General features: G+C 67.3%; 22 protein-coding genes. 14 read left to right on the top strand and 8 right to left on the bottom strand.

Annotation, left to right across the window (positions count from 1 at the left end; all coding sequences use genetic code 11):
- Nucleotides 1-629 precede the first annotated feature (629 nt).
- Genes V5F26_RS02320 through V5F26_RS02305 form a run of 4 tightly spaced genes read right to left on the bottom strand, consistent with a single transcriptional unit; the run spans nucleotide 630 to nucleotide 3,838 of the window.
- On the bottom strand, nucleotides 630-2,036 hold the full coding sequence (locus tag V5F26_RS02320; RefSeq protein ID WP_394947622.1) for an NAD(P)(+) transhydrogenase (Re/Si-specific) subunit beta: 1,407 nt from the start codon (nucleotides 2,034-2,036) through the stop codon (nucleotides 630-632).
- Between the two features lie 10 nt (nucleotides 2,037-2,046).
- On the bottom strand, nucleotides 2,047-2,502 hold the full coding sequence (locus V5F26_RS02315; protein ID WP_234051219.1) for a proton-translocating transhydrogenase family protein: 456 nt from the start codon (nucleotides 2,500-2,502) through the stop codon (nucleotides 2,047-2,049).
- The gene (locus V5F26_RS02310) at nucleotides 2,502-3,650 is read right to left on the bottom strand and encodes a Re/Si-specific NAD(P)(+) transhydrogenase subunit alpha (protein ID WP_234051218.1); all 1,149 of its coding nucleotides are present in this window, start codon (nucleotides 3,648-3,650) and stop codon (nucleotides 2,502-2,504) included. Before V5F26_RS02310 ends, V5F26_RS02315 begins: the two co-directional genes overlap by 1 nt.
- Nucleotides 3,651-3,685: 35 nt before the next feature.
- A complete protein-coding gene (locus V5F26_RS02305) occupies nucleotides 3,686-3,838 on the bottom strand; it encodes an aa3-type cytochrome c oxidase subunit IV (RefSeq protein ID WP_234051217.1) in 153 nt (50 codons plus the stop codon).
- Nucleotides 3,839-4,331: 493 nt separating this feature from the next.
- Here V5F26_RS02305 and V5F26_RS02300 point away from each other — a divergent pair, with 493 nt between their 5' ends.
- The 5 genes from V5F26_RS02300 (at nucleotide 4,332) to V5F26_RS02280 (ending at nucleotide 9,598) form a co-directional block, all read left to right on the top strand.
- On the top strand, nucleotides 4,332-5,444 hold the full coding sequence (locus tag V5F26_RS02300) for a PA0069 family radical SAM protein (protein ID WP_394947758.1): 1,113 nt from the start codon (nucleotides 4,332-4,334) through the stop codon (nucleotides 5,442-5,444).
- A gap of 7 nt (nucleotides 5,445-5,451) precedes the next feature.
- Entirely contained in the window at nucleotides 5,452-5,904 is a 453-nt protein-coding gene (locus V5F26_RS02295; protein WP_394059169.1) for a VOC family protein, read from the top strand.
- A 126-nt stretch (nucleotides 5,905-6,030) separates the two neighbouring features.
- Complete coding sequence (locus tag V5F26_RS02290) at nucleotides 6,031-6,258, top strand: FmdB family zinc ribbon protein (protein WP_234051215.1); 228 nt, start codon at nucleotides 6,031-6,033, stop codon at nucleotides 6,256-6,258.
- A gap of 433 nt (nucleotides 6,259-6,691) precedes the next feature.
- On the top strand, nucleotides 6,692-8,302 hold the full coding sequence (locus V5F26_RS02285) for an ArnT family glycosyltransferase (RefSeq protein WP_394947621.1): 1,611 nt from the start codon (nucleotides 6,692-6,694) through the stop codon (nucleotides 8,300-8,302).
- Nucleotides 8,303-8,704: 402 nt separating this feature from the next.
- On the top strand, nucleotides 8,705-9,598 hold the full coding sequence (locus V5F26_RS02280) for a hypothetical protein (RefSeq protein ID WP_394947620.1): 894 nt from the start codon (nucleotides 8,705-8,707) through the stop codon (nucleotides 9,596-9,598).
- Nucleotides 9,599-9,676: 78 nt separating this feature from the next.
- On the opposite strand, the gene rplS is transcribed toward V5F26_RS02280, so the two are convergent.
- The gene (gene rplS / locus V5F26_RS02275; RefSeq protein ID WP_234051212.1) at nucleotides 9,677-10,087 is read right to left on the bottom strand and encodes a 50S ribosomal protein L19; all 411 of its coding nucleotides are present in this window, start codon (nucleotides 10,085-10,087) and stop codon (nucleotides 9,677-9,679) included.
- Nucleotides 10,088-10,210: 123 nt separating this feature from the next.
- Nucleotides 10,211-10,933 carry a tRNA (guanosine(37)-N1)-methyltransferase TrmD gene (gene trmD, locus V5F26_RS02270; protein WP_394947619.1) on the bottom strand — a complete coding sequence of 241 codons (723 nt, stop codon included), beginning with the start codon at nucleotides 10,931-10,933 and terminating at the stop codon, nucleotides 10,211-10,213.
- 275 nt (nucleotides 10,934-11,208) lie between these two features.
- On the opposite strand from trmD, the gene V5F26_RS02265 reads away from it, so the two are divergent.
- Both V5F26_RS02265 and V5F26_RS02260 read left to right on the top strand, forming a co-directional pair.
- Nucleotides 11,209-13,095 (top strand): potassium transporter Kup, encoded by a 1,887-nt coding sequence (locus V5F26_RS02265; RefSeq protein WP_234051210.1) that lies wholly within the window; start codon nucleotides 11,209-11,211, stop codon nucleotides 13,093-13,095.
- 199 nt (nucleotides 13,096-13,294) lie between these two features.
- Nucleotides 13,295-14,380, top strand: a complete 1,086-nt coding sequence (locus tag V5F26_RS02260; protein ID WP_234051209.1) for a putative bifunctional lysylphosphatidylglycerol flippase/synthetase — start codon at nucleotides 13,295-13,297, stop codon at nucleotides 14,378-14,380.
- A 423-nt stretch (nucleotides 14,381-14,803) separates the two neighbouring features.
- Here V5F26_RS02260 and V5F26_RS02255 read toward each other — a convergent pair whose 3' ends face one another.
- Nucleotides 14,804-15,439, bottom strand: coding sequence for a hypothetical protein (locus V5F26_RS02255; protein WP_394947618.1), 636 nt, complete (start codon nucleotides 15,437-15,439; stop codon nucleotides 14,804-14,806).
- A gap of 362 nt (nucleotides 15,440-15,801) precedes the next feature.
- On the opposite strand from V5F26_RS02255, the gene V5F26_RS02250 reads away from it, so the two are divergent.
- The 7 genes from V5F26_RS02250 (at nucleotide 15,802) to phoB (ending at nucleotide 22,974) form a co-directional block, all read left to right on the top strand.
- Complete coding sequence (locus V5F26_RS02250; protein WP_394947617.1) at nucleotides 15,802-17,127, top strand: ATP-binding protein; 1,326 nt, start codon at nucleotides 15,802-15,804, stop codon at nucleotides 17,125-17,127.
- Between the two features lie 220 nt (nucleotides 17,128-17,347).
- Entirely contained in the window at nucleotides 17,348-18,388 is a 1,041-nt protein-coding gene (pstS, locus tag V5F26_RS02245; RefSeq protein WP_394059177.1) for a phosphate ABC transporter substrate-binding protein PstS, read from the top strand.
- Between the two features lie 273 nt (nucleotides 18,389-18,661).
- Complete coding sequence (gene pstC, locus V5F26_RS02240) at nucleotides 18,662-19,639, top strand: phosphate ABC transporter permease subunit PstC (RefSeq protein WP_234055149.1); 978 nt, start codon at nucleotides 18,662-18,664, stop codon at nucleotides 19,637-19,639.
- 17 nt (nucleotides 19,640-19,656) lie between these two features.
- Nucleotides 19,657-20,490, top strand: a complete 834-nt coding sequence (gene pstA, locus V5F26_RS02235) for a phosphate ABC transporter permease PstA (RefSeq protein ID WP_234051205.1) — start codon at nucleotides 19,657-19,659, stop codon at nucleotides 20,488-20,490.
- Between the two features lie 121 nt (nucleotides 20,491-20,611).
- Nucleotides 20,612-21,436 carry a phosphate ABC transporter ATP-binding protein PstB gene (pstB, locus tag V5F26_RS02230; protein WP_234051204.1) on the top strand — a complete coding sequence of 275 codons (825 nt, stop codon included), beginning with the start codon at nucleotides 20,612-20,614 and terminating at the stop codon, nucleotides 21,434-21,436.
- A 19-nt stretch (nucleotides 21,437-21,455) separates the two neighbouring features.
- Entirely contained in the window at nucleotides 21,456-22,178 is a 723-nt protein-coding gene (gene phoU / locus V5F26_RS02225; protein ID WP_234051203.1) for a phosphate signaling complex protein PhoU, read from the top strand.
- 94 nt (nucleotides 22,179-22,272) lie between these two features.
- On the top strand, nucleotides 22,273-22,974 hold the full coding sequence (phoB, locus tag V5F26_RS02220) for a phosphate regulon transcriptional regulator PhoB (RefSeq protein ID WP_234051202.1): 702 nt from the start codon (nucleotides 22,273-22,275) through the stop codon (nucleotides 22,972-22,974).
- Between the two features lie 424 nt (nucleotides 22,975-23,398).
- Here the strand turns inward: phoB and V5F26_RS02215 are convergent, their stop codons facing one another.
- Nucleotides 23,399-23,926 carry a GcrA family cell cycle regulator gene (locus V5F26_RS02215; protein WP_234051201.1) on the bottom strand — a complete coding sequence of 176 codons (528 nt, stop codon included), beginning with the start codon at nucleotides 23,924-23,926 and terminating at the stop codon, nucleotides 23,399-23,401.
- Nucleotides 23,927-24,264 lie beyond the last annotated feature (338 nt).

The following is a 24,264-nucleotide window of genomic DNA, read 5'->3' as shown; positions in this document are numbered from 1 at the left end:
AGCGCTTCCGCTGGGGATCCAGCTGTGTCGCCGACCCGTGCGGAGGCCCGGAGCGCGTGGACAGGTTCCGGCAGCGCGCGCGGGCTGAGAGTGAGAGCCCATCGGCGCGACATGGGCCTCGGTGCGCCTGAAGGAACGCCGGGGAAACGCGAGGATCGATTGCCTTGACGCTGTTATGAATGGCTGAAGCTGTCCTGGCGCACATGTTTCGCGCGGGCGTCTCGTCCGCGCGCAGCCATTCGCCGCGTCGTGCCGGCCACCGATCAGTCGCGCGAAAGCGGGCGCGCCGAGGTGGGTTCCGTGGCGTGTGCGCGCGGCGCGGTGCGCTTGGCTGCTGCGCGCCGTTCCTGCCGGCGTGGCGACGCCGCGATACGCTGGACCCCTCACCTCGTGCCCCCTTGCCTCGGCGGACCCGTGGCCGCCTTGGTCCGGCGGGCCCCGGCCCTGGCCGGCGCCCATCATCCCGCTCCAAGGACGAGTGTAGAGACTTTTCGCCCGCCATTGAATCGCGAAAAGCGATCTGTCTTCCGCGACATGGGGTTGTTCTTAACGCGCAACGGCCGCCGGTGGATGCCGGCGGCCGTCGGTTTCTTGCGTGGTCCACCGGCTTCGTGGCCGGTGGCGCGGGCTCAGTGGCCGAACGCCTTCACCACATCTTCGGTCACCTTCTTGGCGTCGCCGAAGAGCATCATGGTGTTGTCGCGGAAGAACAGCTCGTTCTCCACGCCGGCGTAGCCGGCCGACATGCCGCGCTTGATGAAGAGCACGGTTTTCGCCTTTTCCACGTCCAGCACCGGCATGCCGAAGATGGGCGACTGCGGGTCGGTCTTGGCGGCCGGGTTGGTCACGTCATTGGCGCCGATGACGAAGGCGACGTCCGCCTGGGCGAACTCGGAGTTGATGTCCTCCAGCTCGAACACCTCGTCATAGGGCACCTGGGCTTCCGCCAGCAGCACGTTCATGTGCCCGGGCATGCGGCCGGCCACCGGGTGGATGGCGTACTTCACCTCGACGCCCTCTTCCTTCAGGAAGTCGGCCATTTCGCGCAAGGCATGCTGGGCCTGGGCCACCGCCATGCCGTAGCCGGGCACGATGATGACCTTCTCGGCATTGCGCATGATGTAGGCGGCGTCGTCCGCCGAGCCCTGCTTCACCGGCCGGTCCTCGCCCTTGCCTCCCGGGCCGGCGGCGGCGGCATCGCCACCGAAACCGCCCAGGATGACGGAGATGAAGGACCGGTTCATGCCCTTGCACATGATGTAGGACAGGATGGCGCCCGAGGAGCCCACCAGCGCGCCCGTGATGATGAGCGCGGTGTTGCCGAGGGTGAAGCCGATGCCGGCCGCCGCCCAGCCCGAATAGGAGTTCAGCATCGACACCACGACGGGCATGTCAGCGCCGCCGATGGGGATGATGAGCAGCCCGCCGAGCACCAGCGACAGCACGGTGATGATCCAGAACAGCGCGATCGAGCCGGTATTCACGAAGGCGATGATGAGGATGATCAGCAGCAGGGCCAGGCCGCCATTGATGAAATGGCGGGCCGGCAGCATGATCGGCTTGCCGCTCATATTGCCGTTGAGCTTGGCGAAGGCGATCAGCGAGCCGGTGAAGGTGATGGCGCCGATGGCCACGCCCAGCGACATTTCAACAAGGCTCGCCCCGTGCAGGTGGCCGGGATCGCCGATGCCGAAGGCGCGCGGGGCATAAAGGGCCGCCGCCGCCACCAGCACCGCCGCGAGGCCCACCAGGGAGTGGAAGGCGGCGACCAGCTGCGGCATGGCCGTCATGGCGATGCGCTTGGCCACCACGGCGCCGACGCCGCCGCCGATGGCAAGGCCGGCGATCACCAGCACCCAGCCCACAGCATCGGACGGAGGCTGCAGGGCCAGGGTGGTGAGCACGGCGATGGTCATGCCCGCCATGCCGAACAGGTTGCCCCGTCGCGACGTGGTGGGATGGGAAAGGCCGCGCAAGGCGAGGATGAACAGGACGCCCGCAACGAGATAGAGCAGGGCCGCGAGATTGACGCTCATGGGTGCGGCCTCACTTCTTCTTCGAGTACATGGCGAGCATTCGGCTGGTCACCATGAACCCGCCGAAAATGTTCACCGCTGCCAGAATAAGGGCGATGAAGCCGAAGATGCGCGCCCACCAGGCGTGCGAGGCATCGCCCACGGTGGTCACGCCCACCGCGAGCAGCGCGCCCACCACGATGACGGACGAGATGGCGTTGGTGACGCTCATGAGCGGGGTGTGGAGAGCCGGGGTCACCGACCACACCACGTAATAGCCCACGAACACCGCCAGCACGAAGATGGAGAGGCGGAACACGAACGGGTCGATGGCGCCGCCGGTGGCGGCATGCACCGCCCCGCCGAGGGCGGTCGCGGCCTGATCGGCATAGATCTGGGCTGCTTCGGCGGCCTGGCGGGCGATCTCGGCGGCAGCGCGCGCCTGGGCTGCGGCGTCGGCCGCGGCTTGTGCGGTCACGGGGTTCATCACGCAGCTCCCTCGGTCTTCTTGGCGAAGTTCGGATGCACGACGGCGCCGTCGCGGGTGAGCAGGGTGGCCTTCACCAGCTCATCGTCCCACTTGACGGCCAAGGTCTTCGCCGACTTGTCGACCATGGTCTCAAAGAAGTTGTAGAGGTTCTTCGCGTAAAGCGGAGACGCGGACGCGGCGAGCCGCCCCGGCATGTTGTGGTGACCGATGATCTTCACGCCACCGATCTCGACGACCTCGCCGGCCACCGAGCCTTCAACATTGCCGCCACGCTCCACTGCCAGGTCGACGATGACCGAGCCGGGCCGCATGGAGGCCACCATCTCGGCGCTCACCAGGCGCGGCGCGGGCCGGCCGGGGATGAGGGCGGTGGTGACGACGATGTCCTGCTTCTTGATGTGCTCGGCCACGAGCGCCGCCTGCTTGGCCTGATATTCGGCCGACATGGGCTTGGCGTAGCCGGTGGCGCTTTCCGCCTGCTTGAACTCCTCGTCCTCCACCGCGATGAACTTCGCGCCCAGCGAGGCCACTTGGTCCTTGGAGGCGGGGCGCACGTCGGTGGCGGTCACGATGGCGCCGAGGCGCCGCGCGGTGGCGATGGCCTGCAGGCCCGCCACGCCCGCGCCCATGATGAAGACGCGGCCCGCGGGCACGGTGCCGGCGGCGGTCATCATCTGCGGCAGGGCGCGGTTGAACTCGTAGGACGCGTCGATGATGGCGCGATAGCCGGCGAGATTGGCCTGGGAGGAGAGAACGTCCATCACCTGGGCACGCGTGATGCGGGGCATCAGCTCCATGGCGAAGGCGCTGACGCCGGCCTTGGCCATGGCTTCAAGCGCGGCCTCGTGGCCATGGGGATCCATGATGGCGAGGACGATGACTCCCGGTGTATACAACGAAAGTTCGGCTTCCTCAGGGCGCCGCACTTTGAGTACCACTTGCGCACCGGACAGGGCGTCGGCCGCCGAGGCGGCGATAGTGGCGCCAGCCGCGACATATTCGGCATCCATGATGCCGGATTTGATGCCTGCGCCGCTCTCGACGACGACAGTGCCGCCGAGGGCCACGAGACGCTTCACCGTATCCGGGGTCGCACCGACCCTCGGCTCGCCGAGGTTAACCTCGGCGACGACAGCGATTTTCATCTGAGATGTCTCCAGTGCTCCGGGCTTTCAAAGGCTCAGAGGAGGAAGATCCACATAAGGACGAGCACGGCGGCGACCGCGACGGTTCCCCATTTCGTCAGCGCCGTGAATAAGGCGTATGTGCGCAGGTGCTCGGCATAATCGTTGCCGTCGGCGGTGGCGTACTCAAACGTCGCATGATCCGCCATGTTCTTCTCCCTTCGGCGCATAGCCTCTACGGGCTTTAACGGAGGCTCCGACATCTGGCAACCGCTGTGAGCGGAGTACTTCAGCGTACAATAGACCACGGCGCCCCGCCAAGCTCGCATCCGTTCCGGAAACGCGATTTGCGCACCGATGTTCTTGTTTCGTTCGCGTGGCGGTGTTAGCTTTTGATTCATGAATCTGAATGCTCACCCTCCAGCCCCTTCGCTGCCGGCGCCTCTCGATCTGGAGGTGGCGCAGCGGCCTTCCGATTCCCTCGCGCCGCCAAAGGCGGGCCGGCGGTCATCCGCCGGTCCCAAGGTGGCGGGTGGCGCGGGCCGCAAGGCGGCCGCAGGAGCGGCTCCGCAGCCGGCGGCGAGCGCGGGGCCCAAGCGCGCGCGGGCGGTCCTCGGCCGGCTGGAGGAGGACCGCGCAGCAACGCGCCGCGCAGCCGCTGAAAGCCGGCAGCAGTCGGTGGATGTTGACGCGGCAGCGGATGTGCCGGCTGTCGCCCCTTCCGCCGCCGAGGCCGCGGGACTGGTCGTGGAAGCCCCGCGGCGGCGCGGGCGCGGGGCCGTTTCCAATGCGGCGGGGCGGTTCGAGCCGGTGGCTCGGGTGCGGTTCGACGACGGCTGGGAGGCCCTCGAAGACCTGCCTCCGTTCAAGACCGAGGTGACGGAGGAGCGCGCGCGCACGGTCATCACCCGTAACCAGTCGCCGGATATCGGCTTCGACCGTTCCATCAACCCCTATCGCGGTTGCGAGCACGGCTGCGTGTATTGCTTCGCGCGCCCCACCCATGCCTATCACGGGCTGTCGGCGGGGCTCGATTTCGAAACCAAGCTGTTCGTGAAGCCGGACGCGCCGGAGCTGCTGGCGCGGGAGCTGTCCCATCCCGGCTATCAGCCACGCGTGATCGCCATGGGCACCAATACCGACCCCTACCAGCCCATCGAGCGGCAGTACCAGGTCACGCGCCGCATCCTGGAGGTGTTGCGTGACTTCGGCCATCCGGTGGCCATCGTCACCAAATCAGGGCTGGTCGCGCGTGATCTCGATATCCTCGCGCCCATGGCCGAGAAGGGGCTGGTGAAGGTGGCGGTCTCCATCACCACCCTCGACCCTCATCTGTCGCGCATCATGGAGCCGCGCGCCGCGAGCCCGCAACGGAGGCTCGGGACCATCCAGCGGCTGAGCGAGGCGGGCATTCCCACGGCGGTGATGACGGCGCCGCTGATCCCCGCCCTCAACGATATGGAGCTTGAGCGCATCCTGGATTCGGCCAAGGCGGCCGGTGCGCGCGAGGCCGGCTATGTGCTGCTGCGCCTGCCGCTGGAGGTGGCGGATCTGTTTCGCGAATGGCTGGTCACCCATTTCCCGGACAAAGCGCGCCATGTGCTGGCGCTGATGCAGCAAATGCGCGGGGGCAAGGATTACGACTCGGCCTTCGGCAGCCGCATGCGGGGGGAAGGGCCCTATGCCTGGACCCTGGGGCGCAGGTTTGAGATCGCGGCTCGCCGGCTCGGGCTGGATGGGCGCGGTGCCAGGCTTTCCACGGCCCATTTCCGGCACCCCAAGCCCATGGGCGAGCAACTCTCGCTGTTCGATTGAGGCCGCCATGGCGCCCGACGCTCCCTTCCGCCTGAATCTGGTCACGCTCGGGGTATCCGACCTGCCGCGGGCCTGCGCTTTCTATACGGCCATGGGGCTTGAGCGGCGCGCGGCGGCGGACACCGGGGTGGCCTTCTTCGTGGCGGGAAGCGTGGTGCTCAGCCTCTATCCGAGCGACCATCTGGCGGAGGATGCAACTTTGCCGCCGGGGGGCGACCTGCCGGCGTTCCGTGGGCTCACGCTTGCCTGCAATGTGGGGGATAGCGGCGCGGTGGCGGAGGTGATCGCGCGGGCGGTCGCGGCCGGCGGGCGCTGCGTGAAGCCGGCCCAGGCAGTGTTCTGGGGCGGCACCAGCGGCTACTTCGCGGATCCGGATGGGCACCTCTGGGAGGTCGCGCACAATCCGTTCTTTCCGTTCGATGGCGAAGGCCGGTTGGTCTTGCCCAGCGGCGACGCCTGATGGAGGGAGGGGCGGCACGAAACTTGCGTGGACTGCGTGCGTCGAGCCGCGCGCCGGCTGAACCGGATCGGGGCGCGACGCCAATTCTTTCAAGGCGCCGCCGGGCGCTGGAACAGAGGCCGCGTGATGCCGCTCTATGGCTTTCATTGTCAGGATTGCAACACGGATAGCGAGCTGCTCGTCGGCATATCCGACACGCCCGTGTGCCCGAAATGCGGAAGCCTCAAGCTGGATCGCCTGATGTCGCGCATCGCTCCGGAAGCCAAGCTGAAGGCAGCGGCCAAGGTTTGGCGCAAGCAGGCGGAGCGGCAGGGCGACCTCAGCAATTTCAGCAAGGCCGAGCGCGGCACCTGAACCCCCGCCACCGTGGGCGTATCCCCAGGGCCTTTTTGCACGGCAGCCTTCGGCTCCCCGTGCCCGGACGGCCATTCGACCGGCACGAGCGATGCAGTCGGCGCCGGTGAGACGTCCTGCCCCGGGGGCGGCTGGCATGCTCCGGCAGTGGCAGGCATCCGCAACGCGCCTGTTTTCGGGTCATAGAGAAATACCGAGACAATCTTCCCGCCTGCCGTCATGGGCATTCTTTCAGGAGGGCCGTTTCCCAGGTCGATCGGCGGCGCCCGCCGCAGCATTCAGAAACCTCCGCCCGCCGTGCGTCCTGTGCCGCGTTCCCGGCATAGACGCCGGACGCCTGTGCTTTTACAAGGCGGCCCTGAGCCGGTTCGCGGTGCGCGGTGTCTCGCCGCATGCGCGCCGGAGGCCGCATTGTGTTGGCGGAGTAGTCGAGTTGGCGGACGACATTGTTCGGGAGCGCACCCCGCGAAGCCTTGGCACCGCCGCGCTGCAGGGCCTCGGCTTCCTCATCCTGACGGCCCTCCTTACCGTGCTGATCGTGGTGCAGCAGCGCACGGCGGGCGCCTACATGGCGGAGTTCTCAGCCACGGGTCCCGACGAGTCGGGCCATGTGGTCACCGGCCTCATGGTGTTGAACTATTTGTCGTCGGGGTTCCAGAATCCGCTGGTTTTCATCGCGGAATATGGGCTGCACTTTCCCCGCGTCGTGCTCGGGCTGTGGCCGCCGCTTTACTACCTGGTGGAAGGCCTGTGGTTCAGCTTGCTGCAGCCCTCGACGCCGGCAATCCTCCTGCTGCCGGCCTTCCTCGCCGCGCTCCTGGTGGCGAGCGCGGGCTGGCTGAGCGCGCGACGCTTCGGGCCATTGCCGGGCGTGGCCGTCGGCGCGGTGCTGATGGTGCTGCCTGGTTTGAGGGAGGCAACCGTGGTGGTGGGGCTCGACCTGCCTCTCGCTGTGCTGATGCTCTGGGCGGCCGTGGTCTATGCCGATTTTCTTGAGCGGCCGTGCCTGCGTGGCGCAATGGTGTTCGGCCTGTTGGCCTCCGCGGCGATCCTGACCAAGGCCACGGGCCTCGCCTTGCTGCTGCTCCCCATGTCTGTTCTGTTGACCCGGCGCTTCGGCCTGCTGCGACGCGGGGTGTTCTGGCTGCCGTTCGGGCTGGTCCTGGTGGTCGCTGGGCCGTGGACCATCGGCACATTTCCCATGGTGCGCACGGCGGCGGCGCTGTCCGGCACCATGGCGCCGCATGAAGGCCTCGCCGTCCTGGGGCAGCTCGGCGCGGTTCTGGTGGCGATGGCGGTGGCGGGCGTGCTGTTCGTGCTGGCGGATGCGCGACGGAAGGATGGGCCGGCGCTGCTCCCGGTCCTGGTGGTGCTTTCGCTGGCTTTCGTCCTGGCCGAGCGGGCGTGGCCCTTGCCGGGGCCGGACACCGGCTTGCCGCTTTATGCTCCGCTTGTCATTCTGGCCGCGGCGGGCGGATTGCGCCTGATGGCGCTGGTGACGAGCGGGTGGAGGACGCTCGCGGGCCTGATGGTGGCGCTGGTCATGCTGTTCGCGGCGCTTCCCGCGGTCATGGCGAGTGTGAGCAAGCCGAGCCTTGGCCTTGACCCCGTCGCGCAGACCTTTCTCTCCGAAACCGGCCGCCCGCCGAGCTTGCTGGTGCTGGCTGATCGGTCTTCGGAAGGCGCGCTGGTGGCTGCCGTCGCGCAGCGAGATCAGGCCCGCCGCAGCTTCGTGATGCCGGGCCGCATGGTGCTCGCCGTCCGTGGCCCCGGCCCGGCGACGGGAGCACCGCTTTTTGCCACTCCCGAAGATCTCCTTGTTGGGCTGGACGGGCTCGGCGTTGGCTATATCGCTCTCGTCGAGGGAAGCGCGGGGTCGGAGGCTGCGCTGGAAGAGCAGATGCAGGACGCGATCTCGGCTCACCCGGAGCGCTTCAAGCTGCTCGGCCGCTTCCCGCGCCCGGATGGCAGCGGCCAGGCATATCTTTATGCCCTGAACCGGACGACGCCCGTTCCGACCGGGCCAGCCGCATCCAAGCCGTAGCGCGCTGCCCGCCGAGTTGGGATGAAGCAGGGCACGAGGCCGAAAGGATGGACTGTTTCAGCCCCTCCGTGAAAAACTGAACCCGGACCGGCTGGCTTTCCGGCAGCGGGGCCGCCGCGTGTGAGGAGCGCCCCCATGCCAAAGATCCGCGGCACGTCCGCACTCTCGGGGCGGGCGGATGCGCCAGGCGCCGGCGGCGATCACCTCTTGCGGCCGCAGGCAGTGAAACCTCGCCGGACCGGCAGGAGGAGGGAGCGGCATGGGGAGTGAGGGCGGTGGGATGGATTGCAGGAATTCGCTCGGCAGGGCACGCGGCCGTTGCCTGCCCCTCCGGTCCGGCCTGGTCGCCACGCGGCGCACCGGTGTGTGCGCGTGAAGGGGCCGCGCCTGCGGGCGTCTCGCATGGCCCGCGCCAAGGGCGGCGAGCCGCTGCCGGTTTCGGGCCGGCTGACCCAGGTGCCGGGCCTGCAATGGCTCAACCATGTGCGCCACGCGTCCCTCGATCACGCCTATGGCAGCCGCGTGGCGGCGGGACAGGACGCGGTGGTGCGCGCGCTGCGAGAGCGGGGCGCGCGAACGCTGGCCCTGACCATCGCCTATAACGCGCCCGAAGCGGTGGCGCTGCTGGCGGACTCCATGGCGCGGTTTCTTCCCCACACGCCGCTGCTGGTGTGCGACACCTCCTGCGATGCGGAGGCCCGCACCCGCCACGCCGTGCTGGCGGGGGAGCGGCGCCTGCCTTATCTGGCCCTGCCGCCGGTGCCCTTCACCCATGGTTTGTCGGCGCGCATCTCATCGGTCGCCGCCAATTGGGTGCTGCAGAACATCATCCGCCCTGTCGGGCCAGGGGCTTTCGCGCTGCTCGACCAGGGTTTTGTGGCGCTGAAGCCCATGGACCTCGCGGCCTGCGTGGCCCGCCAGCCGGTCTATGGGGTGCGGCGCTGGAGCCGGCGGGCAAAGGCCTGGTATCTGTGGCCGGGCTTCTGCGTGTTCGACGGCGGCCTCGCGGACATGGCGCTGGATTTCGGCCCCGATCGGCTGCTGGACACCGATGCCGGCGGCCGCAACTGGTATGCGCTCTATCGGGATCTCGATGCGGAGGCCTTGGTCTGGCCGCACCTGCGCACGGTATCCATGCCGGAGGCGGACGGCGGCTGGAGTGCGCCCAAGCTGCTGGTGGATGGCTGGCTGCACGTGGGCGGCCTGAGCGGCTTGGACGCCGCGCGCCGGATGTTCGACGCGGACCCGGACGGGCTGCTCTCACGCCTCAAGGATGTGGAGCCGCCGGGGGCGTGAGGAGGGCAAACAAAAACGCCGCCGGCGAGGCCGGCGGCGTGAAACGCGGGTCGCTTGCGGCGCAAGTGCGCCCGGCGATCACTCGGCGGCGGGAGCCGCGTTGTTCTTCTTGATCTTGCCGTCGGCCGTGCGCTCCTGGCGCTCGGCGATACGGGCAGACTTGCCGCGACGGTCGCGCAGATAATAGAGCTTGGCGCGACGCACCTTGCCCCGGCGGACCACCTTGATGGAATCGATGAGCGGCGAATAGACCGGGAACACGCGCTCCACGCCTTCGCCATAGGAGATCTTGCGGACCGTGAAGCTCTCGTTGAGGCCGCCGCCCGAGCGCGCGATCACCACGCCCTCATAGGCCTGCACGCGGGTGCGCTCGCCTTCCACGACCTTCACGTTCACGATGACCGTATCACCCGGCTGGAAGGCCGGAATGGCACGCTTTTCGGCGAGTTTCGCCGCCTGCTCGGCTTCGAGCGTCTCGATAATGTTCATGTCACCAACCTCTAGCGGCGTCTTTATTTGGAAACGCGGATCTGGTCCACGCCCGCCCCGGCGCCGCATCGTGTCGTTGTCAGTTCAGGGGACGCGGCTCCATACATGAGAATGAGGGTGGTGTCATTCCCTTTCCTTCATGGGCGCGTCACAGGCGCGTGGCCAATTGCCCAGCAGGTCGGGGCGCCGGGCCCGGGTGATGGCCTCGGCCTCCGCCCGCCGCCAGCGGGCGATGCGGGCATGGTCGCCGCTGACCAGAACCTCGGGGATGGGGCGCCCCTCGAACTCCTGGGGGCGCGTATATTGCGGATATTCCAAGAGATTTTGGGAAAAGCTCTCCTCCTCCCCGCTCGCCAGCTTGCCCATGACGCCGGGAATGAGGCGTACGCAGGCGTCGAGCAGCAGCAAAGCGGCGGCCTCGCCGCCCGAGAGCACCACGTCGCCGACGCAGATTTCCTCCAGGTTCCGCGCCGCCACGATGCGCTCATCCACGCCCTCGAAGCGGCCGCACAGAATCACGGCGCCGGGGCCGGCGGCCAGCTCCCGCACCCGGGCCTGGGTGAGCGGACGGCCGCGGGGGGTCATCAGCAGGCGGGGGCGGGGATCGTCCGGCGGGGCGGCGGCGTCGATGGCGCGAGCGAGCACGTCGGCCCGCATCACCATGCCGGGACCGCCGCCGGCGGGCGTGTCGTCCACGGACCGGTGTCGGTCGAGGGCGAAGTCCCGGATCTGCAGCGCCTCGAGGGTCCACAGCTCGCGGGCGAGGGCCTTGCCCGCGAGGGCGTGGCCCAGGGGGCCGGGAAACATCTCGGGATAAAGGGTCAGGATGCTGGCGCGGAAGGTCATGTCGGCTTCGTCTTTCGGCCCGGGTTTGGGCGATCTGCGGGCGCGGGTCAAATCCCGTGTGGGGTGCCGTGCGGCCACGCATTGTCTTCCTGCGCGAACAGGGATAGGTGTGAGAGGACCGCTATGATGCGGGATCAAGTGCTGCGGGGGCCTCCCTTGATCGAAGCTCCGTTCGGGTCACAGGGTGCGACCTGGTGCGAAAGTGATGGCGACATCTTGATCCGCATCGCTCCATTTTCCCACGCGCGTGCTCACTGAAGGCCGGACGCTGCCCCATGGCCACCAGCCTCACCCGTGACCGCACGCGCGTCATGCCTTTCGCAGCGGAAGTTGGCGCCCTGGGCGTCGTCTTCGGCGATATCGGCACCAGCCCCCTCTACACCCTCAAGCAGGGCGTGCTCGCGGTGGGCGGCACAAATTTCATGGGGGAGGACGTGCTCGGCCTCCTCTCCCTCATCACCTGGAGCATCATCCTTTCCGTCACGGTGAAATACGTGATGCTGGTGCTGCGGGCCGACAATGACGGCGAAGGTGGCATCCTCGCTCTGGTCACCCTGCTGGACCTGCACCGCAGCGCGCTGGGAATCCGGTGGTATCTCCTGGCCGCGGGCCTCATCGGCTCGGCCATGCTCATCGGCGACGGCGTGCTGACGCCGGCCATCTCGGTGCTCTCCGCCATCGAGGGGCTGCAGGTGATCTCGCCGGAGCTTGAGCACTGGGTGGTGATACTCACCGTGCTGGTGCTGCTTGCCATCTTCCTCTCGCAAAGGCTGGGGACGGAGCGCATCGCCTCCTTCTTCGGGCCCATCATGCTGCTGTGGTTCACCGCGCTCGCGGCCATGGGCATCTATGGCATCGTGCAGGCGCCGCAGGTGCTGGCGGGGCTCGACCCGCGCCATGGCGTGATGCTGATGCTGAACCATCCGGGGCTTGCGGGCGTCATCCTCGGCGCCTGCTTTCTGGCCGTGACCGGTGGTGAGGCGCTGTATGCCGACCTCGGCCATTTCGGCCGCAAGGTCATCGCCCGGGCCTGGCTGTTCGTGGCCATGCCGGCGCTGCTGCTCAATTATTACGGCCAGGGCGCGATCCTGCTGGTGGACCCCAACGCGGTCCGCAACCCCTTCTACGATCTCTCGCCCGATCTGTTCGACGTGCCGTTGCTGTTCCTCGCCACGGCGGCGACGGTGATCGCCTCGCAGTCCATCATCACCGGCGTGTTCTCGCTGGCGAAGCAGGCGATCGAGCTCGGCTACCTGCCGCCCATGCGCATCCGCTACACCTCGGAGCACAATGAGCAGCACATTTATGTGGGGCGCCTCAACTGGCTGCTCATGATCGCCTGCATCGCGGTGGTGATCGGGTTCGGCGCCTCCGAGAAGCTGGCCTCGGCCTACGGTATCGCGGTGGCGTTCGCCATGGTGACCACCTCGGTGCTGTTCATCGCCCAGGTGCGCCGCTCCTGGGGCTGGCCCGCGCCGGCCGTGTGGCTGATGGCGGTGCTGATGCTGACGGTGGATTTCTCCTTCGCCTCGGCCAATCTCACCAAGCTTGAGGAAGGCGGCTGGCTGCCGCTGACCATTGCCGGCATCATCATCCTGGTGATGGTGAGCTGGCGGCGGGGCCTCGAGGCTGTGGTGGCGCAGCAGGTGCGCTTCACCGAGCCGCTCGACGCCTTCATGGGCCGAAAGGACCGCTCCAGTGACGTGGACAGTCCGCGCACGGCCATCTTCCTGTCCCGTGCCGGCGCGATGACGCCCGTTGCGCTCTCGCGCATGGCGGAGCTACTGAAGGTGCGGTTCGAGAAGGCCATCATCGTTTCGGTGTGGATCGCCGCCCGTCCGCGGGTCTCGGTGGAAGACCGCGTGCGGGTCACCACGCTCAATGAGAATTTCGTGCGGGTGGATCTGCGCTTCGGCTACATGCAGCAGATCGACGTACCCTCTGTGCTCGGCCCCGCCTTGAGCGCTCGGGGGATCGACCCGGACGCCGCCGTCTACGTGATCGGCCACGAACGCATCATCCCGCCGGACGAGGTGCTGCGGGTCCGCGACATCGTGGCCCATGTCTTCGCCTTCCTTGCCCGCAACGCGGAACGCTCGGTGGACCGCTTCGGCTTGCCGCGGGCGCGCACGGTGGAGATCGGCTACCCCGTGAAGATGTGATGAGCGCATCGAGGAACCTGCCCGCAAGCTGACGCTTTTGGGTGCTTTGTGCGCATCGTGTCCGGCCGGGACAGGCGGTCACAAGGCCGTGCCTTCGGCGAAAAGCCGTCGCGGCCTGGGGCAGGAAACGTTCATGTTGCGGAGGAAGCGGGCCTGGAGCGCGCTTCGTGTCGTCCAGGGGCGGGGGGATGGTGTCGGTATGGGTGTGAGATCGGGTCTCTCCAAGGTTTGGGCCTTTCTGCGCGACAAAGTGGGTCTGCACGGTCTGGGCCTGGTGGCCAGCCTCATCGTCATCGCCTTTGCGGCGGTGGTGCTGTACCGGATGCTGCACGATCTCAAGTTCGCGGACGTCACGAAGGCCCTGTCCGCGAAGGACCCGCTGCATGTGGCGGCGGCATTCGTGCTGGTGGCCTGCGCCTATCTGACGCTGACCTTCTATGACTGGTTCGCCCTGCGAACCATCGGCAAGACCGAGGTGCCCTACCGGGTGGCGGCGCTGGCAGGCTTCTGCTCTTATTCCGTCGGCCACAATGTGGGCTTCACCGTCTTCACCGGCGGCTCGGTGCGCTATCGCATCTATTCGGCCTGGGGCCTTGGCGCCATCGACGTGGCCAAGATCTGCTTCGTGGCGGGCCTGACCTTCTGGCTGGGCAACCTCTCGGTGCTCGGCCTCGGCATCACCATTCATCCCGACGCCGCCACGGCGGTGGACCACCTGCCTCCCCATGTGAACCGCATCATCGGCATTGCCGCGCTGCTGCTGCTGGCGGGCTATGTGGCCTGGGTGTCGGCCGCTCCGCGTACCATCGGCCGGTCCTCCTGGTTCGTGACGCTGCCGGCGGGCCGCTCCACGCTGCTGCAAATGGGCATCGGCATTCTGGATCTCAGCCTGTGCGCGGCGGCCATGTACATGCTGATGCCGGCGCATCCTTATATCGACCCGATCTCGCTCGCGGTGATCTTCGTGACCGCCACGCTGCTGGGCTTCGCGAGCCATGCGCCGGGTGGCCTCGGGGTGTTTGACGCGGCGCTCCTGGTGGCGCTGCCGCAGTTCGAGATGGGGGAGATGGTGGGCGCCCTGCTCATCTTCCGCCTGTTCTATTACATCGTGCCCTTCGCCTTCGCGCTGACCCTGCTGGGCGCGCGCGAAATCCGCCTGGGTACCTTCAGCTTTGGTCGCCGCAAGGATTGCGTGGCTGCGGCCGAGGCGGCGGAGCGCGCCGATGAGGTGGCCCCGCCCGTCTCAGACACCCCCGCTGACCTCCCCCGCCGCGCCGCGCGCTAGCGGGGGTCTAGGAACTCCATATAAAGCAACATGTTAAAGTGCTTTCCGCGAGCTTGGACGAGCGGAAAGCACTCTCGACGTGTTCCCGAAAAGCCGCTGCCGGCTTGTGCCACGGGCGTGCGCAGAAATGGCGAATTGACCTTCCAACGGGCGCGGGCGTCCGTCGGGCATATGAGGCTGTTGCCCTCGGGGCTGGTCTGCCCTTCCGCTTGCGTTGCGCGCATTGGCGAAGCCGCAGGCGCCGGGGCGCGGCTTTCCGACCCGCGGACCCCGCTGCGTCAAAGAGCCAACGCGCTGTCAAAGCCTGTCTTCCAAGTGCACGGGCACAACCTGCCGCCCGCCTCTTTCCGGCCTGTCGAGCTGCCCGAAGGCGCTTTCAGGCCACAAGGCTCCCGGCTGGCGCGATGAGGCGCCATGGCGCGGCTATTGCGACTGCGCCGGGGCGACCTTGCCGAGGATGGAGCCGAATTTGCCCTGGGGCATCTTCATCACCTTCACGCCCGGCGGCACCTGGAACAGCCTGGGATCCTGCGGGCCGCGCGTGAGGCTCGTGACTTCGTAGAGCACGCGGTTGGTGCCCTTGATCTCGGCCTCGGTCCGTAGCGCGATGCCATCGTCGGTGATGCAGGCCTGGGTGGGGCCCACCTTGCGGTCGGCGGGCGGGTCCACCTGCCAGAGATTGCATGGCTCCCCGGCCACCTCGGAGCGCTCGCCCTTGGTGCCGGTGCCGGCCAGCGCGCCCACCACATATTCCGGCGGCAGGGCGATTTCCACCGCCACCTTCGGCATTTGCGGGCTCTGCATGATCATGCGGTGAGCGGTGAGGTCGATGATGCCCACCATGCTGCCGGGCGTGTCCGGGTTGTTCACCGCGATCCGCATCTTGCCCTGGCTGTAGGCCATGTCCATGATCGTACCGCGGGGCAGATTGGCTTTCAGGCTGAAGTCGGCGGAGGGGAAGGGCAGGGGCTCTGCGCCGGCCGCGCCGAGGCCCACGGCCAATCCCAGTCCGGCCAGCGCGGTACCGCCGCAAGCCCGAAAGATTCGCTTCGCCAGCATCAATCTCTCCCTTTTCGAAGGGACGTCATAGCAGACATGTCCGGACCCTCCGGTCTCTTCGGGACATGTCGCGTTCACATTACGTCACCATTTGACACAGGGCACCCGGAGAAGTTCCGCAGGCCCGCCTGCAGGGCATTCGCCGAGCAGCAAAAATTGTCGTAATGCCTTCGTGCAGCGCGATGATCCTGGCCGCTCGCACGTTCGCGGGCGTGATTCGCCGATCTTCGAGCCCGCGCCACAGGCTGCGGGCTCTGCCCCTTGTCCCGGCAGGAGAGCGGCCGCGCCCGTGGCCGGATGGGCAAGACCACGTGGGCAAGACTACGTGGGCAAGAGCAAGAACGGGCTGGGAGAAAGGGCCGATGAGCATGCCGGACAGGAGCGCGGTGGAGGAACAGGCAGCCCCCGTCGGCACGCGTCCCCGCTTGGGCTGGGGCCGGGTGGCCGCACCCCGCCTCGCGCTGCTGGCCGCGGCTCTGGTGGTGGGCGCGCTGGGGGTCGTGTTCGGCCTGCTCCATCCATTGCTGGGCCTAGCGCTCGGGGGCCTGGTGGCGGTGGCGGCCTTCTGGCCGGCGCCGGCGCGCGAGGCGCCTGTGGCGGCCGCCGTGCCGTCCGCCAGCAGGCGTGACGATGCGAAGGTCGAGGCGGTGGTGAGCGCGCTGCCGGAGCCGGCCCTGCTGCTGACGCCGGAAGGCGAGATCATGACCGCCAATGCGCGGGTGGCCCTGGCCATCGGCCCGGCGCGGGTGGGCGATCCGCTGTCATTCCTGGTGCGGGTGCCGGAGGTGCTGGATGCGGTGCGCGCGGCGGCGACCGACGGCCTGCCGCGCCGTGTGGAATTTGCCGAGCGTGTGCCACTCGACCGTTGGCTCGAGGCCCATGTGGTGCCGCTGCACCTGGACGCCGAGAGCTGGAACCGGCCGGGCGCCTCGCCTGACGCGGTGTTGCTGACTTTCCGCGATCTGACCCAGCAGCGCCGGGTGGAGCAGATGCGCGCCGACTTTGTGGCCAATGCGAGCCACGAGCTGCGCACGCCCCTGGCCTCGCTGTCGGGCTTCATCGAGACCCTCCAGGGCCCGGCGCGCAACGATGCGGCGGCGCGGGAGCGCTTCCTCACCATCATGGCGGCCCAGGCGCGGCGCATGTCGCGGCTGATCGATGACCTGCTCTCCCTCTCTCGCATCGAACTCAATGCCCATGTGCAGCCGGAAACCGAGGTGGAGCTTGCCGGCATCCTGGCTCATGTGTGCGATACGCTGACCCCCCTCGCCGCCGACCGCGGCATAGAGCTGGAGCTGAAGGACGATGCGGCGCCCCTGCCGGTGCGCGGCGATCGCGACGAGCTCATCCGCCTGTTTGAAAACCTGGTGGAAAACGCGCTCAAATACGGCGCCAGCGGCAAGCAGGTGAACGTCACGCTCAGCCGGGAGCCCGGGCCGCGCGGGCCGGTGGCCGTGATCTCGGTGCGGGACTTCGGTCCCGGCATCGCGCCGGAGCACCTTCCACGGCTGACCGAACGATTTTACAGGGTGGACGTGGCGGCCAGCCGCGACCAGGGTGGAACCGGCCTCGGGCTGGCCATCGTGAAGCACATTGTCGCCCGCCACCGGGGCCGTTTGAACATCGACAGCACCCTCGGAGAGGGGGCGAATTTCGCGGTTCGGCTCGATCTTTCGCCGGGGAAATAGAAATAACGCAGGGATCGCAATAATTTGATATGTCATCCCTGTGTCATGGCGGGGTCATAGAACCTTGCCTCGCACGGACTAGAAGTTCGTAGCCCAGTGTTGCGTCACGGCCGGGGCCAAAGCGTGCCATTCCAGCGCATCGTGGATGCGCGGTATTCGGTGCGGTTTTTGGGGGTCCCGGGGTCGTCGGGCAGCAACGACATTGGCAAGGAGAGAAATCGTGAAGCTCACCACTGCTCTCGGCGCATTCGCCGTGACCGGCATGCTGTTCGCTGGCAGCGCTCAGGCCGCTGATTTCACCGGCGCCGGCGCCTCCTTCCCGGCCCCCGTCTACCAGGCCTGGGGCATGAAGTATAAGGAGAAGACCGGCAACGCCCTGAACTATCAGTCCATCGGCTCCGGCGGCGGTCAGAACCAGATCATCAACCGCACTGTGGACTTCGGCGCCTCCGACGCCACCGTTCCGGCCGAGAAGCTCGCCGCCAACAAGCTGCTGCAGTTCCCGACCGTGATCGGCTCCGTGGTCGCCACCGTGAACGTCGAGGGCATCGCCACCAACCAGCTCAAGCTGACCGGCCCGGTGCTCGCCGACATCTATCTCGGCAAGATCACCAAGTGGGACGACAAGGCGATCGCCGACCTCAATCCCGGCGTGAAGCTGCCCTCGCAGGCCATCGTGCCCGTGTACCGTTCGGATGCCTCCGGCACCACCGCCATTTTCACGTCCTACCTCTCGGCCGTGAGCCCGGAGTGGAAGTCCAAGGTTGGTTCCGCCACCTCCGTGCAGTGGCCGGCTGGCGCGGGCGCCAAGGGCAATGAGGGCGTGACCGGCAACGTGAAGAACACCAAGGGTGGCGTCGGCTACGTGGAGTTCATCTACGCCGCCGCCAACAACCTGGTGGTGACCCAGCTGCAGAACAAGGCCGGCAAGTTCGTCGTGCCCGAGACCAAGGCTTTCGAGGCGGCCGCTGCCGCCGCCGACTGGGACAATGCCAAGGACTTCGCCGCGTCCATGATCGACGCTCCGGCCGAGACCGCCTGGCCCATCGTCAGCCCCACCTATGTGCTGCTGCCGAAGGACCCCAAGAACGTCGAGACCTCTCGCGTGACCATGCAGTTCTTCTCCTGGGCCTACGGCAAGGAAGGCCGTGAGATGGCGGAGAAGCTCCACTATATCCCGCTGCCGGAAGCGGTGGTGAAGCGGGTCGAGGAAGCCTTCAAGAAGGAAATCCTCACCCCCGAAGGCAAGCCGGTCCTCTGATCCGGCTTTGAGCAAAACGCCTTGCTCGCGCTTCGGCGCGGGCAAGGTTTCGGGTGAGCGGGCGGCCCGTGCGGGAGCTGCCCTTCGCCAGATGACGGACGCTGCCAGGTAATGGGCGCTCGTCCGTTGGTTGAGTCCGAGGTGCGCGGCGGCTGTCCGTCGGGGTGCCCGGTGCCAGTCATGTCCCCACGCAAGGTCCGCGGCCCGGTTCGATCGGGCGCGTGCGAGGTCGCAACTCAAGGTCGCCCAAGGCGGCGCAGGGATGGGCATCAGATGGAAGCGACGATGGACGGTTTGGGGTCGGCTCCGGTCGAACCCATCAGCAAGGCCAAGGGAACCGGCAGGATCGCCGATCCCATCTTCGTGGCCCTGCTCTGGGGCAGCGGCATTTTCGTCCTGATCCTGCTTGGCCTCATCATTGCCGAGCTGTTTCAGGGTGGCCTTCCCGCGCTGCAGCACTTCGGCCTCGAATTCATCTGGACCGCCAGCTGGAATCCGGTGACCGAGAATTACGGCGCCCTGGTGATGATCTATGGCACGCTGTTCAGCGCCGTCATCGCCGTGGTGGTCGCGCTGCCGCTGTCGTTCGGCATTGCCTTCTTCCTCACCGAGATCGCGCCCCAGAGGCTCAAGCAGCCCATCGGCGTGGCTGTGCAGCTGCTCGCCGCGGTGCCCTCGATCATCTACGGCATGTGGGGCTTCTTCGTCATCGTCCCGCTCATGGCCGCCTATGTGCAGCCGCCGCTCATCGACACGCTCGGCCAGCTGCCGCTCCTCGGCCTGCTGTTCCAGGGTCCGCCCCTCGGCTCGGGCATGCTCACGGCTGGGCTGATCCTGGCGGTGATGATCCTGCCCTTCATCACGGCCATGTTCGTCGAGACGCTGGAATCGGTTCCGCCCATGCTGAAGGAATCCGCCTACGGCGTCGGCGCGACGACCTATGAGGTCTACAAGAACGTGTCGGTGCCCTACGGCCGCACGGCCATGGTGGGCGCGATCATGCTCGGCCTCGGCCGCGCCTTGGGCGAGACCATGGCGGTGACCTTCGTCATCGGCAATGCCACGCGACTGTCGGCCTCCCTGTTTGCGCCGGGCGCGACCATTGCGTCCGCCATCGCCAACGAGTTTCCGGAAGCCCAGCTCGGCTCGCTGAAGCTGACCTCGCTGCTGCAGCTCGGCTTCATCCTGTTCGTCATCTCCTTCATCGTGCTGGCACTGTCCCGGGCGCTCGTGCGCTCCCGGATGGATTGATCCGGGAGTCGTCACCCATGGCATCGCTCGCCGCTCGCCGCTCCAAGGACGCCGTCGTGAAGGCGCTCTCGACCGGCTTCGCGTTTCTCGCGCTGTTCCTGCTCGGCTGGATTCTCTGGACGCTGCTCGCCCGCGGTCTGCCGGCGCTCAGCTTCTCGGTGTTCACCAATGTCACCGCCCCGCCCGGGCAGAATGGCGGCCTCGCCAATGCCATCGTCGGGTCGCTGATCCAGGTGGGCATCGCCATGCTGATCGGCGCGCCCATCGGCATCTTTGCCGGTACCTTCCTCGCCGAGAACGGCAAGGGCACGAAGATCGCCGCGGCCGCCCGGTTCGTGAACGACATCCTGCTGTCGGCGCCGTCCATCCTAGTCGGCCTGTTCATCTACACCCTGCTGGTGGTGCCGTTGGGTGGCTTCTCCGGCTGGGCCGGCTCGCTTGCCCTCGCCATCCTGGTGATCCCGGTGGTGGTGCGCACGACCGAGGACATGCTGAACCTGGTCCCCGTTGGCCTGCGCGAGGCGGCATTCGCCCTCGGTGCCCCGCAGTGGAAGGTGGTGATGTTCATCACCTGGCGCGCGGCGCGCGCCGGCATCGTCACCGGCCTGCTGCTCGCCATCGCCCGCGCGGCCGGCGAGACGGCGCCGCTGCTGTTCACCTCGCTCGGCAACAATGCCTGGTCGCTGGACCTCAACAGCCCCATGGCGAGCCTGCCGGTCGCGATCTATCAATATGCCGGCAGCCCCTTCGATGATTGGGTGGCTCTCGCCTGGGCGGGTGCGCTCATCATCACCGTGGGCGTGCTGGTGCTGAACGTCGTCTCGCGCCTCGTGCTGTCGCGCGGCCATTGAACGAACACGGGCGCGTCACCTGCGCGATGCGCCCCGCTCTTCCGCCCGGCGCCCTTGGTGCCGGGCCGCACAGGACCCAAGCCCGGCTGCCCCCGGGCGACCCAAATCTAGTGAGGCTCAGATGACGTCTGCGGTCGATCCGTCCATCAGCATCGCCACCTCGGTCGCGGCCCGGCCCGATGCGCCGCCCGCGCCGGTGAAATTGAAGGTGGAAGGTCTTCAGTTCTACTATGGCCAGAGCCATGCGCTGAAGAACATCAACTTCGAAATTCCCGAAAAGCGCGTCACCGCCATGATCGGGCCTTCCGGTTGCGGCAAGTCCACGCTGCTGCGCGTGTTCAACCGGATGTATGACCTTTATCCGGGCCAGCGCGCGGAAGGCCAGGTGCTGTTCGACGGCGTGAACATCGTCGGCAAGGAGCTGGATTCCACGGTGGTGCGCAGCCGCATCGGCATGGTGTTCCAGAAGCCCACGCCCTTCCCCATGTCCATCTATGACAACATCGCCTTCGGCGTGCGCCTGCATGAGAGGCTGAACAAGTCGCAGATGGACGAGCGTGTGGAATGGTGCCTGCGTAAGGCGGCCATCTGGGACGAGACGAAGGATCGCCTCAACACCTCCGCGCTCGGCATGTCCGGCGGCCAGCAGCAGCGCCTGTGCATCGCCCGCACCATCGCGGTGCGGCCCGAGGTGATCCTGCTGGACGAGCCCACCTCGGCGCTGGACCCCATTTCCACCTCGAAGATCGAGGACCTCATCGACGAGCTGAAGCGCGACTTCACCATCGTCATCGTGACCCACAACATGCAGCAGGCCGCGCGCTGCGCCGACATCACCGCCTTCTTCTATCTGGGCGAGCTGATCGAGGTGGCGCCTTCGGACGTGATCTTCACGAACCCGAAGGAAATCAAGACGCGTGACTACATCACCGGCCGCTTCGGCTGAGGCCAGGGGAATGGTACAGATGCCCGATCATACCGTCACCTCGTTCGACGTCGAACTCAAGGACATCGGCCGCAAGGTCGTGGAGATGGGAGGCCAGGCGGAGCGCCTGGTCGCCGACGCCGTCACCGCCCTCATCAAGCGCGACATCAGCGTCGCCCAGAAGGTGGTCTCCCTCGACGCCGGCATCGACCAGGTGCAGCGCGACATCGAGGACAAGGCGGTGCTCGTCATCGCCAAGCGCCAGCCGGTGGCCAGCGACCTGCGCGAGATCGTCGCCGCAATCCGCATCGCCAACGACCTGGAGCGCATCGGCGACCTGGCCAAGAACGTGGGCAAGCGCGTCATCGCCATCGAGGGGGAATATCACCCCCAGAAGCTGGTGCGTGGCGTGGAGCACATGTCTGACCTGGTGCTGGAGCAGCTCAAGGAGGTGCTGGACGCCTATGCGGGCCGCAACGAGAGCAAGGCGCTCGACGTGTGGGGCCGCGACGACGCCATCGACACCATGTACACGTCGCTGTTCCGCGAGCTTCTGACGTACATGATGGAAGATCCGCGCAACATCTCCGTGTGCACGCATCTCCTGTTCTGCGCGAAGAATATCGAGCGCATGGGTGACCATGCGACCAATATCGCCGAGGTCGTCTACTACATGGTGACCGGTCAGGTGTTGCCGGAGAGCCGCCCGAAGGCGGACGCCTCCAGCGACACCACCGTGGCCTTTCCTGGCCGCACGGCGTGAGTTTGAGCTCGGCGGCGGGGCCCTGGCTCCGCCGTCGGTCCGGTGTCGCGGGAATGGCGCCCGGCGACCGAATGTTCGACATGGGTGAGAGACTGTGCCGGCGCGTATTCTGATCGTCGAGGATGAGGAGCCGCTCACCCTTCTGCTCCGGTATAATCTGGAGTCGGAGGGCTATGCGGTCGAAAATGTCGGCCGCGGCGATGATGCCGAAACGCGGCTGCGCGAAAGCGTGCCCGATCTCGTCATCCTGGATTGGATGCTGCCGGGCCTGTCTGGCATCGAGCTCTGCCGCCGGCTGCGGACCCGGCCGGAGACGGAGCGTCTGCCGGTCATCATGCTCACCGCCCGTGGCGAGGAAACCGAGCGCGTGCGTGGCCTCGCCACCGGCGCGGACGATTATGTGGTGAAGCCCTTCTCCGTTCCGGAGCTGCTGGCCCGGGTGCGCGCGCTGCTGCGGCGGGCGAAGCCGGAACATGTGGCGACGCTGCTGCGTGCCGGCGACATCGAGCTCGATCGGGAAACCCATCGTGTCCACCGCGCCGGGCGGGAAGTGCATCTGGGCCCCACCGAGTTCCGGCTGCTGGAATTTCTCATGCAGAGCCCCGGCCGGGTGTTCTCGCGTGAGCAGCTTCTGGACGGCGTGTGGGGACAGGATGTCTATATCGACGAGCGGACCGTCGATGTGCATGTGGGGCGGCTGCGCAAGGCGATCAATCGCGGGCGCCAATCCGACCCCATCCGAACCGTGCGCGGAGCTGGCTACTCGTTCAACGAGATGTTTGCCCGCGCCCACTGAGCGCTGCGACACGTCTTCCCTGCTTTGGCAGGGGACGGCGTCAGAGGTGTTTCGCGCGACGAAACGTGCGCGCCGCGCGAGGGTGCGCTTTAAATCATTGATTTAGAGCTGTGTCGCAAGTCCGAGAAACGCTCGGGAGTGTATTCCGCCCGCGAGACTGTATCCGGCGCGTCGAAAGACCAAAATGCGCAAAAGTCCGGAGATGTTGCCGGCTGCGCTGGCGCTTTGATGTGAATGCCGGCGCCTCATGCGGCAACAAACACTGCGCTTTTCACTGGCCGTCAAAAGTGGTGCTGGTGGCCGGCCGCCTCGGCAGGCGCCGCGCTTTGCTGGATTTAGGCCCGGCGAAGTCCGGACGCAGCCAAGCCTTCAAGATCCCGAAACCAGCGGCGCCCGCCCGAAGGGCAGGCGCCGTATGGGAGGCTCACAGATAGGCAAGCCGGCGATCGCGCCGACGATCCTGCACCGGCTGGTAGGCGATGCGGGCGTGATGGGTGCAATAGGGCATGCCCGGATTGCTCTTGGCACCGCAGAAATAGAAGCTGTCGGTGCCTGGCTCTCCCACCGGCCAGCGGCAGGTGCTCTCGGTCAGGTTCATGATGGTGCAGCGCTGGCCCATGGGGACGACGTTGCTGTTGGTTTCAGGCGCCGGCGCGGGGGCGGGTGCCTCCTCCGGCATGTCGTCGATATCTGCCGCAAGGGCCGTGTTGCCCTGGGTGATCGGGCGCTGGGGCCGGGGCTGCTCGCGCTGGCCCTCGGGCCGCGCCGCCGGGCGCTGCGGGCGCACCGCCGGCGTCGCCGTCTTGGCGCGGCCGGACAGGCCGAGGCGATGCACCTTGCCGATCACGGCATTGCGCGTGATGTCACCCAGCTCATTGGCAATCTGGCTCGCGGAGAGGCCTTCGCTCCAGAGCTTCTTCAAGAGTTCGACGCGCTCGTCATTCCAGCTCATCGCTCTTCTCCATCTGCCGCATCTTCTCGGCGCCGGATATGCGGCACCGTATTTCCGCCGTGGCGGCAGCACCGCCATGCTGCCAGAGACGACTCGGACTCCCTCCTCGGCCCCACATGCGCTCCGCATGCAGAAGGTTAACAACCTATGGGTCCCAGGAAGCTCAGTCGCACGAGATCTCGTAGGCGACGGTCAGCACGCTACAATATGCCCTGCGCGAGCGACAGAGTCGGTTAACGTTCTGACGCCGTTTTCCCCAGTTCCTTGGCGTCCGCCCGCCGCTGCGCGCCGTGAGCGCCTGCCCGGCGGAAGATGCGTGGAGAAATGTTGACCTCGCG

The organism is Xanthobacter variabilis, assembly GCF_043831965.2.
Lineage (GTDB): Bacteria > Pseudomonadota > Alphaproteobacteria > Rhizobiales > Xanthobacteraceae > Xanthobacter.
This window is presented reverse-complemented; position numbering and strand designations above follow the sequence as displayed.

What these genes read in the sequence shown, in the direction of transcription:
- V5F26_RS02320 (WP_394947622.1), bottom strand. Translation starts at nt 2,036, where the DNA reads ATGAGCGTCAATCTCGCGGCCCTGCTCTATCTCGTTGCGGGCGTCCTG.
- V5F26_RS02315 (WP_234051219.1), bottom strand. Translation starts at nt 2,502, where the DNA reads ATGAACCCCGTGACCGCACAAGCCGCGGCCGACGCCGCAGCCCAGGCG.
- V5F26_RS02310 (WP_234051218.1), bottom strand. Translation starts at nt 3,650, where the DNA reads ATGAAAATCGCTGTCGTCGCCGAGGTTAACCTCGGCGAGCCGAGGGTC.
- V5F26_RS02305 (WP_234051217.1), bottom strand. Translation starts at nt 3,838, where the DNA reads ATGGCGGATCATGCGACGTTTGAGTACGCCACCGCCGACGGCAACGAT.
- V5F26_RS02295 (WP_394059169.1), top strand. Translation starts at nt 5,452, where the DNA reads ATGGCGCCCGACGCTCCCTTCCGCCTGAATCTGGTCACGCTCGGGGTA.
- V5F26_RS02290 (WP_234051215.1), top strand. Translation starts at nt 6,031, where the DNA reads ATGCCGCTCTATGGCTTTCATTGTCAGGATTGCAACACGGATAGCGAG.
- V5F26_RS02280 (WP_394947620.1), top strand. Translation starts at nt 8,705, where the DNA reads ATGGCCCGCGCCAAGGGCGGCGAGCCGCTGCCGGTTTCGGGCCGGCTG.
- rplS (WP_234051212.1), bottom strand. Translation starts at nt 10,087, where the DNA reads ATGAACATTATCGAGACGCTCGAAGCCGAGCAGGCGGCGAAACTCGCC.
- trmD (WP_394947619.1), bottom strand. Translation starts at nt 10,933, where the DNA reads ATGACCTTCCGCGCCAGCATCCTGACCCTTTATCCCGAGATGTTTCCC.
- V5F26_RS02265 (WP_234051210.1), top strand. Translation starts at nt 11,209, where the DNA reads ATGGCCACCAGCCTCACCCGTGACCGCACGCGCGTCATGCCTTTCGCA.
- V5F26_RS02260 (WP_234051209.1), top strand. Translation starts at nt 13,295, where the DNA reads ATGGGTGTGAGATCGGGTCTCTCCAAGGTTTGGGCCTTTCTGCGCGAC.
- V5F26_RS02255 (WP_394947618.1), bottom strand. Translation starts at nt 15,439, where the DNA reads ATGCTGGCGAAGCGAATCTTTCGGGCTTGCGGCGGTACCGCGCTGGCC.
- V5F26_RS02250 (WP_394947617.1), top strand. Translation starts at nt 15,802, where the DNA reads ATGAGCATGCCGGACAGGAGCGCGGTGGAGGAACAGGCAGCCCCCGTC.
- pstC (WP_234055149.1), top strand. Translation starts at nt 18,662, where the DNA reads ATGGAAGCGACGATGGACGGTTTGGGGTCGGCTCCGGTCGAACCCATC.
- pstA (WP_234051205.1), top strand. Translation starts at nt 19,657, where the DNA reads ATGGCATCGCTCGCCGCTCGCCGCTCCAAGGACGCCGTCGTGAAGGCG.
- pstB (WP_234051204.1), top strand. Translation starts at nt 20,612, where the DNA reads ATGACGTCTGCGGTCGATCCGTCCATCAGCATCGCCACCTCGGTCGCG.
- phoU (WP_234051203.1), top strand. Translation starts at nt 21,456, where the DNA reads ATGCCCGATCATACCGTCACCTCGTTCGACGTCGAACTCAAGGACATC.
- V5F26_RS02215 (WP_234051201.1), bottom strand. Translation starts at nt 23,926, where the DNA reads ATGAGCTGGAATGACGAGCGCGTCGAACTCTTGAAGAAGCTCTGGAGC.